The sequence below is a fragment of the Erwinia psychrophila genome (assembly GCF_039023475.1).
In the GTDB taxonomy this organism is placed as follows: domain Bacteria; phylum Pseudomonadota; class Gammaproteobacteria; order Enterobacterales; family Enterobacteriaceae; genus Erwinia.
The window spans coordinates 526,226-546,542 of record NZ_JBCHVB010000001.1 but is presented as its reverse complement, the minus strand read 5'-3'; the positions used below and the strand labels follow the sequence as shown (position 1 = coordinate 546,542).

The following is a 20,317-nucleotide window of genomic DNA, read 5'->3' as shown; positions in this document are numbered from 1 at the left end:
AAAGCCACCGTGCCGATCAAAAAACTCTTAGGGGATAACAAGTTATTTTTGATTCCTTTCTTTAACATTTTAGTCATTTTTCCGTTAAACGACCTGTTCTGAGGCCTGTTTGATATTTTTTCATCGGCAGGTGAATATGTTGAATCACCCTGTGCTACGTTTATAACATCATTTTTTCAGGGTCATTTTTGTGTCATAAATATTATCTCAGCATTCAATTATGTTGAGCGACCATAAATTATTTTTCCAGTTATCAGTGGTCCTTACTTTTACTAAGGTGTCGGCATTAGTCTTTGCATTTGAAGTGAATTTGTTAATAACAGAATATTACCGTATTGATTTCCGTTGCAGGATTTTAGGAGAAAACGATGAATACTGTTAAGCCGGAAAGTGCCTACTATCACCTTTCTGTTGATGAAACACTTGCGAGTACAACAAGCACGCCCGAAGGTATAAACAGTTCAGAGGCAGCAGCGCGATTACAACAATTCGGGGAAAATGCGCTGCCGCAAAAACCCGGAAAGCCTGGCTGGCTGCGTTTTCTGGCTCATTTTAACGATGTTTTAATTTACGTACTGCTCGCAGCGGCACTGCTCACGGCAGTCATGGGGCATTGGGTCGATACGCTTGTGATCCTGGGCGTGGCAGTGGTTAACGCGCTAATTGGCCACATTCAGGAGAGCAATGCGGAAAAATCCCTGCAAAGTATTCGTAATATGCTCTCCAGTGAAACGGTTGTCATTCGCTCGGGCACGCATGAAACACTCCCCACCACGGCGCTGGTGCCGGGCGACGTGGTGGTCATCCGCGCCGGAGATCGCATTCCCGCGGACCTGCGCGTCATTGAAGCCCATAATCTTCGGGTCGAAGAGGCAATCCTGACCGGAGAATCAACGGTAGTCGAAAAAATCACGGCAGCGCTGACCGGCGAGTTGGCGCTGGGCGATCGTACGAATATGCTCTTTTCCGGCACTACCGTCAGCTCAGGCGGCGGCAAGGGAGTCGTCGTGGCAACAGGGGGTGAAACGGAGCTCGGCCATATTAATCAGATGATGTCTGATATTGAAAAGCACCGCACGCCGCTGCTGGTGCAAATGGACAAGCTGGGTAAAGCCATTTTTCTGATTATCCTGGCAATGATGGCTGCATTGTTTGTCTTTAGTTTATTGTTCCGCGATATGCCTGTCTCTGAACTGATGCTGTCACTCATCAGCCTGGCCGTTGCTTCAGTGCCCGAAGGGCTGCCGGCTATTATTTCCATCATTCTTTCGCTGGGTGTGCAAACCATGGCCAGGCAGCAGGCGATAATCCGTAAACTGCCGACGGTCGAAACGCTGGGCGCGATGACCGTGATCTGCTCGGATAAAACGGGCACCCTGACGATGAATGAAATGACGGTCAAAGTGGTTATTACTGCCGACCATCTCTATCGGGTTGATGGCGACAGCTATGAGCCGGTTGGCGCTATGCATAAAATTGACGATCCTTCGCCAGTGACGATAACCGCCGGCTCATTGCTTGAGGGCTATTTACGCACCATCGATTTGTGTAATGACAGCCAGCTTGTCAAAGATGAGAGCGGTCTCTGGAAAATCACCGGCGGGCCTACAGAAGGGGCGCTTAAGGTGCTCGCTGCCAAAGGAAAATTACCGCCAGTGGCAACGGAACTGCGCAGTAAAATTCCTTTTGACTCTCAGTACAAATATATGTCCACGCTCTACCGCATCGGTGACGAAGAACGCATTCTCATCACTGGCGCCCCCGATGTGCTGTTCAGACTTTGTCAGCTGCAGCAAACGGAGAACGGATTGCAGCCACTCGATCTTGCCTGGTGGGAAGCCAGGATTGAAGAGTATGCGCGGGAGGGACTGCGTATGGTCGCTGCCGCATGGAAACCGGCACAGCCGGGACAGACTGAATTATCGCATCAGGATCTGCAGCAGGGTGTGATCCTGTCAGGCATTGCCGGCATGATGGATCCGCCGCGACCCGAAGCTATCTCCGCCATTCGCGACTGTTTGCAGGCGGGGATTCGCGTCAAAATGATCACTGGCGACCATCCGCAAACCGCGATGAGTATTGGTCAGATGCTGGGTATCAATAATGCCAGCACCGCCATCACTGGCCGCGAACTGGAGCTTATGGATGAGCAGCAGTTGAGTGAGGCAGCACAATCTTACGATATATTCGCCCGTACCAGCCCCGAAGATAAATTTCGTCTTGTGCAGGCGTTACAGCGTAATAAAGAGGTGGTAGGCATGACCGGAGATGGCGTGAACGATGCGCCTGCACTGAAGCGAGCTGATGTCGGCATTGCGATGGGCATCAAAGGAACTGAAGTCACTAAAGAAGCGGCGGATATGATCCTGACCGATGATAACTTTGCGACCATTGCCGGTGCGGTCAGGGAAGGGCGCAGGGTTTACGATAATCTTAAGAAAACCATTCTGTTTATCATGCCCACTAACCTTGCACAGGGGTTACTCATCATAATTGCGTTACTGGCGGGTAATTTAATTCCGCTCACCCCCGTGTTGATTCTCTGGATGAATATGGCTACTTCCGCCACGCTCTCCTTTGGACTCGCCTTCGAAGGCGGCGAGAAAAATATTATGAAACGACCGCCACGCGATCCCGGGCTGCATGTGATGGATGGTTTCGCCATCTGGCGAGTCATTTTTGTCGGCTCCATGATCGCCATCAGCGCCTTTGTGCTGGAAGCCTGGTTACAACCGCGCGGCTACTCGGCTGAGTTTATTCGTACGGTGCTATTACAGATGCTGGTGACGGCACAATGGTTCTATATGCTTAATTGCCGCGTCTCTGACGGTTTTTCTTTGAGCAAAGGCCTGCTTCTGAACAGAGGTATCTGGATCGTGAGCGCCGTTCTGCTTGGGCTACAGCTTCTGATCATCTACGCGCCCTTTATGCAGCTACTTTTTGGCACGGAAGCGCTGCCTTTCCGTTACTGGGTTATCACGTTTATCATCGGCTTCGCGATGTTTTTAATAGTGGAAATCGAGAAACCTTTAACCCGCAAGTTCAGAATGGCCTGATTACCAGAACAAAACACATTCAGACTGAATTTATCACAGCCTGAATGTGCGAAGTAATAAGCCTGTCGCGTTATCACTTCCGCTTTAAAAATTCTTTTTATTACTCTCTTTGCGCCGTTTTTAACGGTCTCAAGTTGGCAGCATTATCATTTAAATCTTCCTCAGAGTCAGCGTCTGACTGAAAATCGCTATCCGCCAGGCTGTCGTCCTGAAAACAATTTCTGCGGTCACTTCGTCTGTGGCCTTCATTATGAAAAGCTCCCTCTGGCGTTTTTTTCCCGTCTGTTTGCGGCCGTTAATCGTTAACCACTGGATAACGGTTGCCGGCGAGGGCCATTCTGGCGAAGGCAATACCCCATAATTGAATACGCTATCAGACTACGGGTAGGGGGATGAATTGAGTGAGTGGAGGTTAATTCTCAGACAATGTCGTTACTTTTACCAGTTCATTGCATCTGAAGGCTTTTAGGTTCTGGACAGATAAGTACACTGCGTTCAGTTAAACGACTGTAAAGTGTTATAAAACCTATTCAGGCCATATCTTCAGCCGGTCTATCATTTCCAGACATCTACAATTTAATCCCGGAGAAGCTTTGCCTCCGGGATTAAAAATCATCAAAATTTGAGGATGTTAATAGTCTACTGCATCACGAATAATCGGGCAGGTCATACAGTGACCGCCTCCGCGCCCACGGCCCAATTCGCTACCCACTATTTCAATTACCTCAATACCTTCCTTACGTAATTGCGTATTCGTTTTAGTATTTCGATCGTAAGCCATAACCACGCCAGGAGACAATGCGACCATATTATTACCGCTATCCCACTGCTGGCGTTCAGTGTCGTAATCATTACCCTCTGTTTCAACGACCCGAAGTTTCTTAAGATTTAATGCTCCAGCAATGGCCTCTGTAAAGGTGCCTTTGTCACGGCTGAGTTTCATACCTGTCGGACCGTCATCCGGACGCAACGAGAACGTCTTTATCTGGTCGACAATCGCGGGATAAAGGGTGACAACATCGCGATCGCAAAAGGTAAAGACCGTATCCAGATGCATGGCAGAACGTAATTTTGGCATCGCAGCTATCATGACTCGCTCAACACCGGAATGCTTATCGGCGAAAAGCACGGACGCCAGCTGCGTGATAGCCTGATGTGATGTGCGCTCACTCATACCTATCAGCACTGTTTTATTGCCTATGGGCATAACATCCCCACCTTCCAGCGTTGCGGTGCCATGGTGTACAGTAGGGTCGCCCCACCATACCTTGACATTGGCATCACCGAAATCTGGATGGAATTTATAAATTGCCGTTGTCAGGAGAGTTTCTTCATGCCGGGCGGGCCAATATAGCGGATTCAACGTCACCCCACCGTAAATCCAGCAGGTGGTATCTCGGGTATATAACGTGTTAGGTAATGGGGGCAGGAGATATTCCGTAATATCTACGGCTTCGCGAATGAGTTTAAGTTCTTCATGGTCTGCATACCCCTCGTTTGCCAGCTCAGTGGTTGAGAGACCACCAATTAAAACTTCAGCCAGTGCACGCGGCGCGAGTCCATCTAAAAAATGTCGGGTTTCAGTCAGGATCCCCAGCGACACTTCGTTCGGTACGATCTGCTGATCTAAAATCCATTTTCTGGCCTCGGGCTGCGTTAAAACCTCCGCCAGCAGATTATGCATTTCCACCACGTTAACCCCGTGTTCTCGCATTTTGGTCATAAAGTCAAAATGGTCACGTTTGGCACGCTCTACCCAAAGTACGTCATCAAACAATAATTCGTCGCAATTGCTTGGCGTCAGCCGGTTGTGCGCCTTGCCTGGCGCACAAACCATGACTTTATGGAGCTTCCCAACTTCGGAGTGCACACCAAACTTAGTATGAGTATTCAGGTCAGTAGACATAATGGCTTACCTCGTTCAGATTTTGATAGCACCTGTCGCAATGCTGTAGAGCGCTACGATGGCGGCGACTATAACGATGATAAAAAGCACCCATTCGGCGGCTGTAAAGAGTTTTTCGTGTTGTTCACGTTTGGCCATAATGTAGAGCAACGAACCCGGACAGTAGATGATCGCGGAAAGCAGCAGATATTTGATACCACCGGCATAAAGCATGAGTACGGCATAGAGCGTGGCGATAATCGCAAACACCAAATCTTTAGAATGCCCCCGCTTATTGGTGTCGTAGGTTTCTCCGGTCACTGCCAGCTTTAATGCATATGCACCCACCAGCAGATAGGGAATGAGTGTCAGAGAACTGGTCAATTCCAGCGCAAGCTGGAAAGCATATTCACTAAACAGTGTGAGGATCAGAAATACCTGGATGGTGGCGTTAGTCAGCCAGACTGCTGCAGAAGGCACTGCATTTTTATTTTCGGTTGCGAAGACTCTGGGCATGCTTTTGCTTTGGGCCGCGGAAAACAGGACTTCCGCTGCCAGCAGCGACCAGGAAAGATAAGCGCCTAATACTGAGACAATAAGCCCAATGCTGATGAAAATCGCCCCCCACCGTCCAACGATGGCTTCCAGCACGCCAGCCATTGAAGGTTGTCTCAACGCTGCCAGATCCGGGCGTAACATGACGCCATAAGAGAGCATGGTGATTAGCACCAGCAGGCAGAGAACGCCAATGAAGCCAAGTACCGTCGCAATACCAACATGCCGTCTTTCTTTAGCATAACGTGAATAAACGCTGGCACCTTCGATTCCGAGGAAAACGAATACCGTCACCAGCATAGTGCTGCGCACCTGACTGAAAAGAGATTCAGGTTCGGTGGCGGATAAAGCCGTTGCTGCATGACCCACATAGCCATATTCGTCTAAATGTGCTAAATCGCTGGGGGAAGTTTGAGTGGCCGTCTCAGGGCTTCCCCAGAAATTGAGCATGAAGACATCGCTTTTGAAGGCAAATATCAGCACGATAACAAAAATCAAAATGGGTAAAATTTTTGCGACCGTTGCGATTGAATTAATCGCAGCGGCACTTTTCACTCCGCGTAACACAAGAGTATGAAAGCCCCACAAAAGAACTGATGCGAAGAGGACGGCGGGAAGGGTATTTCCATCACCAAAAACAGGAAAAAAGGCGCCCAGAGTAGATTTTATTAACACGAAATAAGAGACGTTACCAATACAGGTCCCGGCCCAGAACCCCAGGGCCGAAGCGAACCCCAGATAATCACCGAACCCGGCTTTAGCATAAATAAACACCCCAGAGTCCAGGTCCGGTTTTCTTTGCGCAAGTGTCTGAAAAACAAATGCCAGCATTAACATCCCACCGCCAGCAATACACCAGGCGATGATAGCCCCGAAGCCACCTGTCGCTCGTCCAAAAGTAGCCGGCAAAGAGAATATTCCGGCGCCAATCATTGACCCTACAACTAAAGCGGTTAGCGATCCCAGAGATAGCTTATTTGTTGGTGAGTTCGTCATAGTTTTCCTTATTGAGATCATGTCAATAAAGTTATATATGATAAAAGGTTGGCATTGGCCAAAGAATGACTACAGAGTCCACACCCCCTTTCCGTAATTTCACACATGAAAAATATCTTGTCGCAACAGCAGGCCACAAATGAGTATTAGCGTTTATGCTAATTATTGCAAAAACAAAAGTGATTATGTTTTTTTTCATTAAATAACAAGCCGATAAGGAGTTTGACGCGCCGCTTCTCTATGCTGGAGATTTAACAACTATATTTGGTCCTAATTATATTAATAATAATATGACGCAGAGGTTACTACATACGCGGTAAACGACTCACTAAAATGGATTAATGCTGTCTATTTAGCTTTTTCTGCTGCGTCCTTAATTGTATCGCTTAAATTTTCTGACATGATGATTCCTGTGTTTTTTGAGCATGTTACTCCGGGAGGGTTTAGGCGAATCAATAATTCAGTAATAAAGAGTTTTTAGACTTTGGTCATTTTGATGGCACGGGCAACAAATTTCACTGTAAAGGCTTTAAGCGTTAACGTACCTGCGGCCTCCATACTGGCATTACCCGCCCTTTGAACATTAACATCGGCAGCGGTCATGAACGTAAAATTGCCTGTAGCGTTAGCGTAGGTTTGTTTGTCGCCCATCCCATTCATCCTGCCCGCTTTCTGAGTCACAACTGACACAACCATGCCCGGAGTAAGCGCCTTATTTCCTTCACATACTGCGCCCAGTGTCGGGACAAGCATATATAGCCGGTTGCGTAGAGCTGCGCATGGCGTGTGAAACCTGCTTTTCGGGTAATCTGGCTTGCCAGGGCGATCCCCGCCTGGATGCCGTGTCGCGAAAATCAGATAAAATCACCCTGTACTAGCGGAACCTCAGGGACACTCCCCGACAGCAACCGTAAAATGCAAAGCAAAAAAAACCTGCGGAAATAATTCCGCAGGCTGTTTTTTCGCTTCAGCGCTCTGAACGTTAGCGCTGATTTAAGCGGTAATACGCCTCGTTCCAGCGCAGCGCGTCTTTGAAGCCGTGCAGCGTTGTTTCTTCATCGATGACCACAACTTCAATACCATGCATTTCGCCATACTGACGCATATCATCAACCGTTAACGCCTGGCTGAACACCGTATGGTGCGCGCCACCGCCCAGAATCCAGGTCTCGGAGGCGGTAGCCAGTGATGGCTGGGCACGCCACAGCGCACGGGCCACCGGCAGCTTCGGCAGCGGTTTCGGCTGTTCAATAGCATCCACCACGTTAACCAGTAAGCGGAAACGGTCGCCCATATCAATCACGCTGGCGTTCACTGCACGTCCGGCTGGCGTGGAGAAAATCATCCTGGCCGGATCGGCTTTGCCACCAATGCCCAGATACTGCACGTCAATCAGCGGACGCGTCTCCTTAGCAATCGATGGGCAGACTTCCAGCATATGGGAGCCCAGCACCAGTTCGTTGCCTGGCGAGAAATGGTAAGTGTAATCTTCCATAAATGAGGTGCCGCCCGGCAGGCCGGTCGCCATCACTTTGAAGATGTGCAGCAGAGCTGCCGTTTTCCAGTCACCTTCACCCGCAAAACCGTATCCCTGCTGCATCAGGCGCTGAACCGCCAGGCCCGGTAGCTGCGTCATGCCATGCAGCGTCTGGAAGTTGGTGGTGAAGGCCATGCAGCCTTCGTCCTGTAAAAAGCGCTTAATGCCCAGCTCAATGCGCGCAGCATCCAGCACGTTCTGACGCTTCTCGCCGTTAGCCGCAGCGGCGGCGGTGAAATCATAAAGGCTCTCATATTCGTCAATCAGCGCGTTGATATCGCCTTCGCTGACGCCGTTGATCACCTCAACGAGATCGCCCACGCCCCAGCCGTTGACCGCATAGCCAAACTGGATCTGCGCCGCGACTTTATCTCCTTCGGTGACCGCCACTTCACGCATGTTGTCGCCAAAACGCGCTACTTTCAGCGTCTGGCTGGCCTGCTTCGCCGCCGCCGCCCGCATCCACTTACCGATACGGGTCTGCGCCGTTTTATCCTGCCAGTGACCGGTGATCACGCTGTGCGGCAGACGCATTCTTGCGCCGATAAAACCGAACTCGCGGCCGCCGTGCGCGGTCTGGTTCAGGTTCATAAAGTCCATATCCATGCTGTCCCACGGGATCTCCGCATTGAACTGGGTATGAAACTGCAACAGCGGTTTGTTCAGAATGGAGAGGCCGCCAATCCACATTTTGGCCGGAGAAAAGGTGTGCAGCCAGGTCATCACCCCCAGACAGGACTCATCATGGTTTGCCTGACGGCAGAGGGCGAGCGCTTCATCAGGGCTTTTGACCAGCGGCTTCAGCGTCAGCTGAAACGGCAGATTGCCCTCACGGTTGAGCCCATCCATGACCTGCTGAGCATTTTGTTCAACCTGACGTAAGGTCTCCGCGCCATAAAGGTGCTGAGTACCAATCACAAACCAGACATTAAGCTGAGCCATCTATTTCTCCTTAAACATTTGAAGGGTGCGCGGCGAACTGCGGTTCAGCCACCTCACACCACTGAAGGTAACGTTGATAAAGTTGCTGATAGCGTGCAACGCGCTCAGCATCGGGCTGAAGGGTGGTCTCGATTGGGCTGGCCATCTGCTTCTGCGCAGAGGGAACATCGGGATAAACGCCTGCCGCCACGGCGGCGAAGATAGCCGCGCCCAGCGCACAACACTCATCTGAGGCGACGATATCCAGCGGGCGGTTCATTACGTCACAGCACACCTGCATGATTGCCGGAGATTTACGCGCGATGCCGCCCAGCGTCAGAATGCTTTCCACTGGAATGTCCTGCTGCTCGAAGCACTCCATAATGGCGCGCGCGCCAAAAGCGGTTGCGGCGATAAACCCGCCAAACAGCGTGGGGGCATCGGTACCGAGATTGAGATCGCTGATGACGCCTTTCAGGCGCTGATTGGCAAAAGGCGTGCGGCGTCCGTTAAACCAGTCGAGCACGACAGGCAGATGATCCAGCTGTGGATCGGCGGCCCAGGCCTGAGTCAGATCGTTCAGCAAATTCTTCTGAATGGCGGTCAGCTCGCTGCGCAGGTGAGGGTGCTGCTCTGCGGCCTGCACCAGCGGCCAGCTCAGCAGGCGGCTGAACCAGGCGTACATATCGCCGAACGCCGACTGGCCTGCCTCAAGCCCGATAACATTGGGGACGACGCTGCCATCAACCTGGCCGCAAATGCCTTTAATGGCACGGCTGCCAACGCGTTCCGCATCCGCGATCAGGATATCGCAGGTAGATGTGCCAATAACTTTGACCAGGGTGTATGGACCAGCGCCAGCGCCCACCGCGCCCATATGGCAGTCGAAGGCGCCGCCGGAAATGGCCACGCCGGTATGCAGACCGAGCCGCTCTGCCCATTCGGCTGTAAGCGTGCCGACCGGCAGATCGGCGGTCCAGGTATCTTCAAAAAGCGGGCAGTCGAGCTGGGTTGTCAGCAGGGGATCCAGCGCATTAAGGAAATCGTTGTCAGGTAATCCCTTCCAGTCTGGATGCCACAGCGATTTATGGCCCGCGGCGCAGCGTCCACGGCGGATAGCTTCAGGGCGGGTCGTGCCGCTGAGCAGCGCCGGAACCCAGTCGCACAGCTCAATCCATGAAACGGCAGCCTCGCGCACTGCGGCATCTTCGCGGCTGACGTGAAGGATTTTGGCCCAGAACCACTCGGAGGAGTAAATGCCGCCAATATAGCGTGAGTAATCTTCAAAGCGGCCGCTGTGACAGAGGGTATTAATCTCTTCCGCTTCTTTAATAGAAGTATGATCCTTCCACAACACAAACATCGCGTTGGGATTTTCAGCAAACTCCGGGCGCAGCGCCAGCACACGGCCTTCACGGTCAATTGGCGCGGGCGTCGAACCGGTCGAATCAACGCCAATCCCCGCGACGTTCTGCCGCTGTTCCGGGGTGAGTTTGCTGACAACGTCACGAATAGCCGCTTCGAACGCGTCAATATAATCCTGGGGATGATGGCGGAACTGGTTAATACGGCTCTGGCAATACTTCCCTTCCTGCCAGCGGGAATAGTTCACGACATGCGTATGTAACTCTTCGCCGCTGGCGCAGTCTACTGCCAGGGCGCGCACCGAGTCGCTGCCAAAATCCAGTCCAATTGTGATGGCACCCAACTGCATTTTCTCTCTCCAGACGGTTTCTGTTTCGGTCTGAATACCCTAAGAAGTTGTGGCGCGCGGCGTTAGGCTAAGGACGCTGTAGATATGCACTTTTCTGTCATCACAATCGCTTTTGTGATGGGCTTCAAATGTTAGCTTCCGGTTAAATTAGCTAAATATATGTAATAACCTGCTGTAATTGCAGCGTGTGATAGCGCTCTCCCTTTCTGATGAAGCTTACCGTTAAAACTAGCCTCTGTCGGCGGCGTTAATCGCATCTGAGCGCAAACGCCAGCCGTTTTTAGCCCCTGTACGGGTAATATTCCGATTGTTACCGTTTACACCACACCGCGAAAAGCGGGTACTGAGCCGGAGAGCCTCATGCACAAATTTACCCACGCGCTGGCCGCCGTTGGCCTCGCCGCTCTTATGTCACATTCGGCTATCGCCGACACGATGAAGTTGGGTTTTCTCGTTAAGCAGCCAGAGGAACCCTGGTTCCAGACCGAATGGAAGTTTGCCGATAAAGCCGGAAAGGAAATGGGATTTGAAGTGATCAAAATCGCCGTTCCCGACGGTGAAAAAACCCTGAACGCGATCGACAGTCTGGCGGCAAACGGCGCCAAGGGTTTTGTGATTTGTACTCCGGATCCCAAGCTGGGCTCCGCCATTATGGCGAAAGCCCGCAGCTACGATCTGAAAGTGATTGCGGTGGACGATCAGTTCGTGACGGCGAAAGGCAAGCCGATGGACACCGTACCGCTGGTGATGATGGCCGCCACGAAAATTGGCGAACGTCAGGGGGAAGAACTTTATAAAGAGATGCAGAAACGCGGCTGGGATGCGAAAGAGACCGGCGTCATGGCGATTACTGCCGATGAACTTGATACCGCACGCCGTCGCACCACCGGTTCAATGGACGCGCTGAAGGCGGCAGGGTTCCCGGAAGCGCAGATCTATAAGGTCCCGACCAAATCAAACGATATTCCTGGCGCTTTCGATGCAGGCAACTCGCTGCTGGTGCAGCATCCTGAAGTGAAGCACTGGCTGATTATCGGTATGAATGACAATACCGTGCTGGGCGGCGTACGTGCGACGGAAGGACAGGGCTTCAAGGGTGCCGACGTTATCGGCATTGGCATCAACGGTGTGGATGCGGTCAGCGAACTCTCCAAAAATCAGGCGACCGGTTTCTACGGTTCGCTGCTGCCAAGCCCGGATGTGCATGGCTACAAGAGCATCAAGATGCTGCATGACTGGGTCACTAGCGATGTTGAACCGCCGAAATTTACTGAAGTGACGGACGTGGTGCTGATAACCCGTGACAACTTCAAAGAGGAGCTGGCGAAAAAAGGCCTGAAGTAACAGCGGGTAAACCGGGTGCAGGGCTGTATTAAACGGCCCTGCAAGTCTGTACGGCAATGTTTGCAGGAGTTATTCATGTCTCAATCCCCGTATCTCAGTTTTCATGGCATTGGTAAAACTTTTCCCGGCGTCCGCGCGCTGCATGAAATCAGCTTCGACTGCGAGGCGGGCCAGATTCACGCATTGATGGGTGAAAACGGCGCCGGCAAATCCACGCTGCTGAAAATCCTCAGCGGCAGCTACCAGCCTTCCAGCGGCGAAATCCGCCTGAAGGGAGAGCCGGTTCGCTTTACGCATACGACTGATGCGCTGGATGCCGGCGTGGCAATCATCTATCAGGAGCTGCATCTGGTACCGGAAATGTCGGTCGCGGAGAACATCTATCTGGGTCAGCTTCCACACCGGGCGGGCTTCGTGAACCGCTCGCTACTGCGGCATGAGGCAGGCCTGCAGTTACAGAATCTGGGTATGGATATCGATCCGGACACCCCTTTAAAAGATCTGTCGCTCGGACAGTGGCAGATGGTGGAGATCGCCAAGGCGCTGGCGCGTAACGCCAAAATCATCGCCTTTGACGAGCCGACCAGTTCGCTATCCGCCCGTGAAATTGAACATCTGTTCCGCGTGATCCGCAAACTGCGCGAGCAGGGACGCGTGGTGCTCTATGTATCGCACCGCATGGAGGAGATCTTTGCGCTCAGCGACGCTATCACCGTGTTTAAAGATGGTCGTTTTATCCGCACCTTTAACGACGTGCCGGGCACCAGTCATGACCAGCTGGTTGAAGCGATGGTAGGGCGTGAAATAGGGGATATTTTCGGTTACTCACCGCGTCCTCACGGCGAGGTTCGTCTCCAGCTCGACAACATTAAGGCTAAAGGCGTTCGTACGCCTGTTTCGCTCAGCGTGCGCGCCGGAGAAATCGTCGGCTTATTTGGCCTGGTCGGTGCAGGGCGCAGCGAGCTGATGAAGGGGCTGTTCGGTGCGACGCGGATTACCGGCGGTGAGCTGCGCATCGACGGTGAGCTGCTTGATATCCGAGAGCCTGCACATGCTATCCGTGCGGGACTGCTGCTCTGCCCGGAAGATCGTAAGGCCGACGGCATCATTCCCGTCCACTCCGTTCGCGATAACATCAATATCAGCGCCAGGCGTAATAACCTCACCGCAGGCTGCCTGATTGACCATCAGTGGGAAAGCAAAAACGCGGCCTCCCACATCCGCTCGCTGAATATCAAAACGCCCTCCGCTGACCAGCCCATTATGAACCTCTCGGGAGGTAATCAGCAGAAGGCGATTCTGGGACGCTGGCTGTCGGAAGAGATGAAAGTAATCCTGCTCGATGAGCCGACCAGGGGCATCGATGTCGGAGCCAAAAATGAAATTTACAGCCTGATTTACGCGCTGGCCGAGCGGGGCATTGCGGTCCTTTTTGCCTCCAGCGACCTGCCTGAAGTGATGGGCCTGGCGGACAGGATCGTGGTGATGCGCGAAGGCGCGATTGCCGGTGAATTCAGCCATGACGACGCCACCGAGGCCCTGACGCTGGGGCTTGCCATGCCAAAAACAACTCAACAAGCCGCAGCCGTGGCCTGATCTGAAGGAGCAACCTGATGTCTTCAACAACCTCTTCGGCCACGCCGCCAAAATCGTCACAGCGCGTCAATCTCAGCCGCGTCTGGGACAATTTCGGTATGCTGGTGGTGTTTGCCGTGCTGTTTATCGGCTGTGTCATTTTTGTGCCTAACTTCGGCTCACTCATCAATATGAAAGGGCTGGGGCTGGCGATGTCGATGTCCGGCATGGTCGCCTGCGGCATGCTGTTCTGCCTGGCTTCCGGCGACTTCGATCTCTCCGTCGCCTCCGTCATCGCCTGCGCAGGCGTCACCACCGCAGTGGTGATCAATATGACCGAAAGCCTGTGGGTCGGTATCGGCGCAGGCCTGCTGCTCGGCATGGCCTGTGGTTTTGTCAACGGCTTCGTTATCGCCAAACTGAAGATCAACGCCCTGATTACCACGCTGGCGACGATGCAGATTGTACGCGGCCTGGCCTACATCTTTTCCGACGGTAAAGCGGTAGGGATCGAGGATGAGCGCTTCTTCGCCCTGGGCTATACCAACTGGCTGGGCGTGCCTGCGCCGGTCTGGCTGACCATCGGCACCATGGTTATCTTCGCCTTTTTGCTGAACAAAACGACCTTTGGCCGTAATACGCTGGCGATTGGCGGGAACGAAGAAGCGGCAAGGCTGGCCGGGGTGCCGGTTGTGCGTACGCGCATCATCATCTTTATGCTCTCCGGGCTGGTGTCGGCGGCGGCGGGCATTATCCTTGCTTCACGTATGACCAGCGGCCAGCCGATGACCTCGCTCGGCTATGAGCTGATTGTTATCTCTGCCTGCGTACTGGGCGGCGTCTCGCTGAAAGGCGGCATCGGCAAGATCTCCTACGTGCTGGCTGGCGTATTGATCCTGGGTACGGTTGAGAATGCGATGAATCTTCTGAATATTTCACCTTTCTCACAGTATGTTGTGCGCGGTCTGATACTGTTAGCGGCGGTAATTTTCGATCGCTACAAACAGAAAGCCAGAACGGCCTGAGAAGGGAGGCGGTATGTATCATCGTTTAACACCGGTCGCGCAGTCCAACCCGCTGCTACCGGGCTATCCGTTTAACGCCTGGCTGGTGGCCGGGCTGACGCCAATTAACGCCGGCGACTCGCTCGATTTTTTTATCGACCGTCCCGCCGGGATGAAAGGCTTTATTATCAACCTGACCGTCAAAGGGCGTGGGCAGGTATTCAGCGATCAGGACGCTTTTGACTGCGAACCGGGCGACCTGCTGCTGTTTCAGCCGCAAACGCCGCACTATTATGGCCGTTCGCCGGAAAGCGACTGCTGGCATCACCGCTGGATCTATTTCCGTCCGCGCGCCTACTGGAGCGACTGGCTGATGTGGCAGGATGAGAAGCGCGGCGTCGGGCGCCTGAGGTTGCCGGAAAGGCTGCGCGGGGAGTTTGACCGGCTGTTTGCCAATATTGAACAGACGCACACCTCTGGGCGCCGTTTTGCGGAAGAGCTGGCGATGAACCTGCTGGAGCGACTGCTGCTGCGCGCCGTGGAAGAGGATCCGCGTAGCCATCAGCAGATCCGCGACCCGCGCGTGATAGAGGCCTGCCAGTACGTCACCCAGAATCTGGCGGGAGAGGTGAAGATCGACGAAGTCGCTAACCATGTCTGTCTCTCACCGTCACGGCTGGCGCACCTTTTCCGGGAGCAGATGGGGGTCAACCTGCTGCGCTGGCGGGAAGATCAGCGCGTGATCCGCGCGAAGCTGCTGCTGCAAACCACCCAGGAGCCGATCGCCACCGTAGGCCGCATTGTTGGCTACGACGATCAGCTCTATTTTTCACGGGTGTTCCGCAAACGGGTCGGCGTCAGTCCGAGCGATTTCCGCCGGCGTTCTCTGGATGCACACGACGCGCTGGTGGCGCAGGAGACCTGGGATTTACCCAGAAGCGCCAACGAGTAAGAAACTACGCCAGACCCCGGCGGCATCCGCAGTCCGACGCCGGGGTCTGGCAAACAACTTACATCCGTTCCCGCCGTACCGCACCTTGTAACAATTCAGTTAATTCTCCCTTGTTCTTACCCTGTTGATGGTCTTAAATGTGCAGGTTATGAATCAGGAGGATGAGAGATGAGCGACAAAATTCGTACGGGACTGATCGGCTACGGCTTCGCCAGTAAGACCTTCCATGCCCCGCTGATTGCGGGCACCGCCGGACTGGAACTGGCGGCCGTCTCCAGCAGCGACGCGGCAAAAGTACAGGCTGACTGGCCTTCGCTTCAGGTGGTTTCCGATCCTCAGGCGCTGCTTGACGATCCCTCCATTCAGCTTATTGTGATACCCACACCCAACGATACTCACTTCCCGCTGGCAAAGGCTGCGCTGAACGCCGGCAAGCACGTGGTGGTCGACAAACCTTTTACCGTCACGCTCTCTCAGGCTCATGAGCTGGACGCGCTGGCAAAACAGAAAGGACTGTTGCTTTCGGTATTCCATAACCGCCGCTGGGACAGCGATTTCCTGACCCTGAAGGCGCTGCTGAAAGAGGGGACTCTGGGGGAGGTTCGCTATTTTGAATCCCATTTTGACCGCTTCCGCCCCGAAGTCCGTAATCGCTGGCGTGAGCAGAAGGGCGCAGGCAGCGGGATCTGGTACGATCTCGGCCCACACCTTGTGGATCAGGCGCTACAGCTATTTGGTTCCCCGGTCGCCATTAATGTCGATCTGGCCGAACTGCGTACGGGCGCACAGACAACGGATTACTTCCACGCGGTGCTGACCTATCCCCAGCGCAGAGTCGTTCTGCATGGCAGCATGCTGGTTGCAGCGGAATCGGCCCGCTATCAGGTACATGGTACGCGCGGCAGCTACGTGAAATATGGCCTCGATCCTCAGGAAGATAACCTGAAGTCAGGAGCAAGACCGCCGCAGGAAGACTGGGGTTATGATATGCGGGATGGCGTGCTGACGCTGGCTGATGGCGATATGATGGCGGAAGAGACGCTGCTGACGATTCCGGGCAACTATCCTGCTTATTACGCGGCTATCCGTGACGCAATCAGCGGTGACGGCGCGAACCCGGTATCGGCAGAAGAGGCTATTCAGGTGATGGAGCTGATTGAACTCGGCCTGCAATCAGCGGCGAAGCGCCAGACGCTGTCGCTGAAGTAGCCGATAAAAAGGGCGAGGTTATCGCCCTGAGAAAAGAAACTGGCCCGATCGATCTCTGTCAAATCGATCGGGCTTTTTTATGCAGTGCAAACAGTGTCCGGCAGGCGCCTGTCGCGTCATAAGAAGGACGCGCCGGAATGGTAATTAGGCGGTAACCTTCGCACGAATGGCCGCTTTTTCCGCTTCGCTCAGAAAGGCGATTTTCAGGCCATTTTCCTGAGCAGTACGGATTTGCGCCGGGCTCAGGCCAGCCTGAGGCGCGGCCTGTTCATACTCATACGCCAGTTCAATACCCTGAACCGCCGGATCGTCGGTATTGATGGTCGCCAGAATACCGTGGTCGAGGAAGGTGACCAGCGGATGGTGGGCCAGCGAAGAGACGGTACTGGTCTGGATATTGGAGGTCAGGCAGGATTCAACGCCAATCTGATGCGCGGCGAGGAACTCCATCAGCGCCGGATCTTCCACCGCTTTTACGCCGTGACCAATACGTTCAGCGCCCAGCTCGCGAATAGCCTGCCAGATGCTTTCCGGGCCTGCCGCTTCGCCGGCATGAACGGTAATACGCAGTCCGGCGTCGCGGGCGCGGGTGAAGTGGCTCAGGAACTGGCTGCCCGGGAAGCCGAGTTCATCGCCCGCCAGGTCGAGCGCGGTGATATGGTCACGGTGCGCCAGCAGGCCGTCCAGTTCCTGGAGGCAGGCTTCTTCACCGAAGGTACGGCTCATGATGCCGATCAGGCGAACTTCGATATCATGCTGCTGGCAGCCGGCGCGAATGCCGTCAATAACCGCCTCCACCACGCCCGCGATAGGCAGGTTATGCGTCATCGCCATATAACCCGGTGAAAAGCGCAGCTCCGTATAGTGAATGCCCGCCTTAGCGGCATCCTCTACATTCTCCTGGGCCACGCGGCGGCAGGCGTCGAGCGAGCCGAGCACCTTCACGCCCCAGTCCAGCTTTTGCAGGAAGCTCACCAGGTCCGGCTGCGTCTCGGTGACCTGGACGTGCGGGCGCAGCGTGTCCAGCGTGGTAGCGGGCAGCGTCAGATTAAATTCACGACCTAAATCAAGGATGGTTTGCGCACGGATATTGCCATCAAGGTGGCGATGAATATCGGTGAGGGGAAGCTGGGAATCGATCATGTCGGCGCACTCATTTATTTATTGTAAAGTGCATAACAGTATAAAAACAATTTGCGCAACTCCGCCAGCGAATTGCGCAATCGGCGTCTCAACTGCGGTTTATTTATGCGTCTGGCTAGTTTTTCCAGTTGTTGTCGCCCGCTGGGATCAGCTTTTGCGTGGTCTGACAGCGACATCTCATCACTGAAGCCACAGCAATTTGTGACGAATGCAGATCGGCTGATCGGCTCAGATAAGTGGCAGAACACCGGGACGCCGTAAATCCGTCCATGGAGGCTTCGCTGCCGCGTCCCTGCGGCAGAGACCCGGCTTATCTGTCCACTTATCATCGCCCACTGGCTGCGGTGTTGTCTGCGGATAAAGCCAGGTTTGCAGGCAATCAGGGAACTCACAGAGGATTTAAACAGCGACGCTGATGCCTTCAGCTTTGTCGCCAGCCTGAAGCGACCTTTTAAACCTGAAGCCACAACAATCTGTGACGAATGCAGTTCGGCGGCTCGGCTCAGATAAGTGGCAGAACACCGGGACGCCGTAAATCCGTCCCTGGAGGCTTCGCTGCCGCCTCCCTGCGGTAGAGACCTGGCTTATCTGTCCACTTATCATCGCCCACTGGCTGCGGTGTTGTCTGAAGATAAAGCCAGGTTTGCAGGCAATCAGGGAACTCACAGAGGATTTAAACAGCGACGCTGATGCCTTCAGCTTTGTCGCCAGCCTGAAGCGACCTTTTAAACCTAAAGCCACAACAATCTGTGACGAATGCAGCTCGGCGGATCGGCTCCGATAAGTGGCAGAACACCGGGACGCCGTGAATCCGTCCATGGAGGCTTCGCTGCCGCCTCCCTGCGGCAGAGACCCGGCTTATCTGTCCACTTATCGTCGCCCACTGGCTGCTGAGTTGTCTGAAGGTAAAACAAGCCGGGAGACAATACGCGGATTTGCGGCAGACTTAACAGCGACACGGAGATCTGAATGCGGAAGGCGTTGGTCGAATAAGCGGACTGTTGAGCGCAGGGACGCGCGAACCAAGCTTACATGGACGTATTTACGGCGTGTCCGCGTTACGGGCAACGCCTTCAGCTTTGCCACCAGCCTGAAGCGACCTTTTAAACCTGAAGCTACTGCAATCTGCAACGTCTCCAGCTTTTCCACCAGCCTGAAGCAACTTAACCTTATAGCGGCAGGCAAAGTCTGCTCCGTGACCTATCGCCCGCAGGCTGCGGCATTGTCTGCCTTTAATAGCAGGCAGTAGTGAATACCGTTTATCAGCCGGGTCAGGCCTTCATCCAGTTTACTTCGCGGACAGCCGACGTTCAGTCGCAGATATCCTTTGCCTTCACGGCCATAAGTCATGCCGGGCATGATCGCCACTTTTTGCTGACCGATCAGCGCTTTCTGGAGCAGGTCATCATCAAGTCCAAGCGGATTTAAATCGATCCAGGCCAGATAGGTCGCCTGCGGCGGAACCCAGTTCAGAGCCGGAAAAGCCTTATTCAGCCGCGAAGCTACATGAGCCAGATTAGCGGCGAGGTAGCGACGCAGGGCATCAAGCCATTCGCCGCCTTCGCGGTAGGCGGCGATATGAGCGGCTATCGCCATCACTGCCGGCGATGACAGCCCGTCAACGCTCTTCAGCGCCTGAAACCAGGCGGCCCGATCCTGTTCATCGCTGATAAAACCATAGGCGCCGGTCAGGGCGGGCACGTTAAAACTTTTTGAGGCAGAGGTGAACAGGGCGAAACGGTCATTCGCCACTGCGAGCCAGGGCGTATGCGCATTGTCGCCGGTAACCATATCCATATGGATCTCATCACTGATAACACGTACATCATAACGCTGGCAGATCGCGGCCATCTGCTCCAGCTCCTCACGCCGCCAGACTTTCCCGGTCGGGTTATGGGGGCTGCACAGCAGCAGTATCCGGCATTCCCCCTTCGCCAGAAGCGCCTCAAGTTCACTCATATCGCAGTACCATTCTGCGCCCCGTTTGCGTAACGGCAGCGGGAAACAGCGGCGATGATTCCCTTCGATCGTTTTATAAAAAGCATCATAGGCTGGCGTATGCACGGCAACACCTTCGCCGGGCTGTGACCAGTGCTGAATCAGCCGGGATATCATATAAATCACCGAGGGGCCGTAAACGATCTGCTTCTCATCAACGCAGAGGCTAAAACGCTGTTGATACCATTCCGCTATGGCCGAAAGAAAATCCTGATGCTGCCAGCGGCTGTAGCCGAATACGCCGTGAGTCAGGCGCTGTTGCAGGGCGGCGAGAATGCAGGGCGCGGTGGGGAAATCCATATCTGATATGGTAAAAGGCAGTAAATCGTCCTGACCGAAGCGATCGGCAACAAAATCCCACTGGGTGCACCAGCTGCCGTGGCGGTCAGTCACGCGATCGAAATCAAACATAGCAACCTCAGTTAAGG

13 protein-coding genes are annotated in these 20,317 nt (G+C 53.9%); 6 read left to right on the top strand and 7 right to left on the bottom strand.

Annotation, left to right across the window (positions count from 1 at the left end):
• Positions 1-368 precede the first annotated feature (368 nt).
• A complete protein-coding gene (locus tag AAH446_RS02435; RefSeq protein WP_342905138.1) occupies positions 369-3,056 on the top strand; it encodes a cation-transporting P-type ATPase in 2,688 nt (895 codons plus the stop codon).
• Between the two features lie 631 nt (positions 3,057-3,687).
• Here the strand turns inward: AAH446_RS02435 and arcA are convergent.
• The 5 genes from arcA to AAH446_RS02410 form a co-directional block, all read right to left on the bottom strand.
• Positions 3,688-4,962, bottom strand: a complete 1,275-nt coding sequence (arcA, locus tag AAH446_RS02430; RefSeq protein WP_342905137.1) for an arginine deiminase — start codon at positions 4,960-4,962, stop codon at positions 3,688-3,690.
• Positions 4,963-4,977: 15 nt separating this feature from the next.
• Positions 4,978-6,492, bottom strand: coding sequence for an amino acid permease (locus AAH446_RS02425; RefSeq protein WP_342905136.1), 1,515 nt, complete (start codon positions 6,490-6,492; stop codon positions 4,978-4,980).
• Between the two features lie 477 nt (positions 6,493-6,969).
• Complete coding sequence (locus AAH446_RS02420) at positions 6,970-7,143, bottom strand: hypothetical protein (RefSeq protein ID WP_342905135.1); 174 nt, start codon at positions 7,141-7,143, stop codon at positions 6,970-6,972.
• Between the two features lie 331 nt (positions 7,144-7,474).
• A complete protein-coding gene (gene araA / locus AAH446_RS02415; RefSeq protein ID WP_342905134.1) occupies positions 7,475-8,971 on the bottom strand; it encodes an L-arabinose isomerase in 1,497 nt (498 codons plus the stop codon).
• A 10-nt stretch (positions 8,972-8,981) separates the two neighbouring features.
• Positions 8,982-10,664, bottom strand: coding sequence for a ribulokinase (locus tag AAH446_RS02410; protein WP_342905133.1), 1,683 nt, complete (start codon positions 10,662-10,664; stop codon positions 8,982-8,984).
• A gap of 360 nt (positions 10,665-11,024) precedes the next feature.
• On the opposite strand from AAH446_RS02410, the gene AAH446_RS02405 reads away from it, so the two are divergent.
• From AAH446_RS02405 to AAH446_RS02385, 5 genes are all read left to right on the top strand, one after another.
• Positions 11,025-12,008, top strand: coding sequence for an arabinose ABC transporter substrate-binding protein (locus AAH446_RS02405; RefSeq protein ID WP_342905132.1), 984 nt, complete (start codon positions 11,025-11,027; stop codon positions 12,006-12,008).
• Between the two features lie 75 nt (positions 12,009-12,083).
• The gene (gene araG / locus AAH446_RS02400; RefSeq protein WP_342905131.1) at positions 12,084-13,604 is read left to right on the top strand and encodes an L-arabinose ABC transporter ATP-binding protein AraG; all 1,521 of its coding nucleotides are present in this window, start codon (positions 12,084-12,086) and stop codon (positions 13,602-13,604) included.
• Positions 13,605-13,621: 17 nt separating this feature from the next.
• Positions 13,622-14,608: an L-arabinose ABC transporter permease AraH gene (araH, locus tag AAH446_RS02395; RefSeq protein WP_463322761.1), complete on the top strand. Its 987-nt coding sequence runs from the start codon at positions 13,622-13,624 to the stop codon at positions 14,606-14,608.
• Between the two features lie 13 nt (positions 14,609-14,621).
• Positions 14,622-15,539, top strand: a complete 918-nt coding sequence (gene araC / locus AAH446_RS02390) for an arabinose operon transcriptional regulator AraC (RefSeq protein WP_342905130.1) — start codon at positions 14,622-14,624, stop codon at positions 15,537-15,539.
• A gap of 168 nt (positions 15,540-15,707) precedes the next feature.
• Positions 15,708-16,748 (top strand): oxidoreductase, encoded by a 1,041-nt coding sequence (locus AAH446_RS02385; protein ID WP_342905129.1) that lies wholly within the window; start codon positions 15,708-15,710, stop codon positions 16,746-16,748.
• 144 nt (positions 16,749-16,892) lie between these two features.
• Here AAH446_RS02385 and add read toward each other — a convergent pair whose 3' ends face one another.
• Positions 16,893-17,891 carry an adenosine deaminase gene (add, locus tag AAH446_RS02380; protein ID WP_342905128.1) on the bottom strand — a complete coding sequence of 333 codons (999 nt, stop codon included), beginning with the start codon at positions 17,889-17,891 and terminating at the stop codon, positions 16,893-16,895.
• 1,200 nt (positions 17,892-19,091) lie between these two features.
• Positions 19,092-20,300 carry a MalY/PatB family protein gene (locus AAH446_RS02375; RefSeq protein ID WP_342905127.1) on the bottom strand — a complete coding sequence of 403 codons (1,209 nt, stop codon included), beginning with the start codon at positions 20,298-20,300 and terminating at the stop codon, positions 19,092-19,094.
• Positions 20,301-20,317 lie beyond the last annotated feature (17 nt).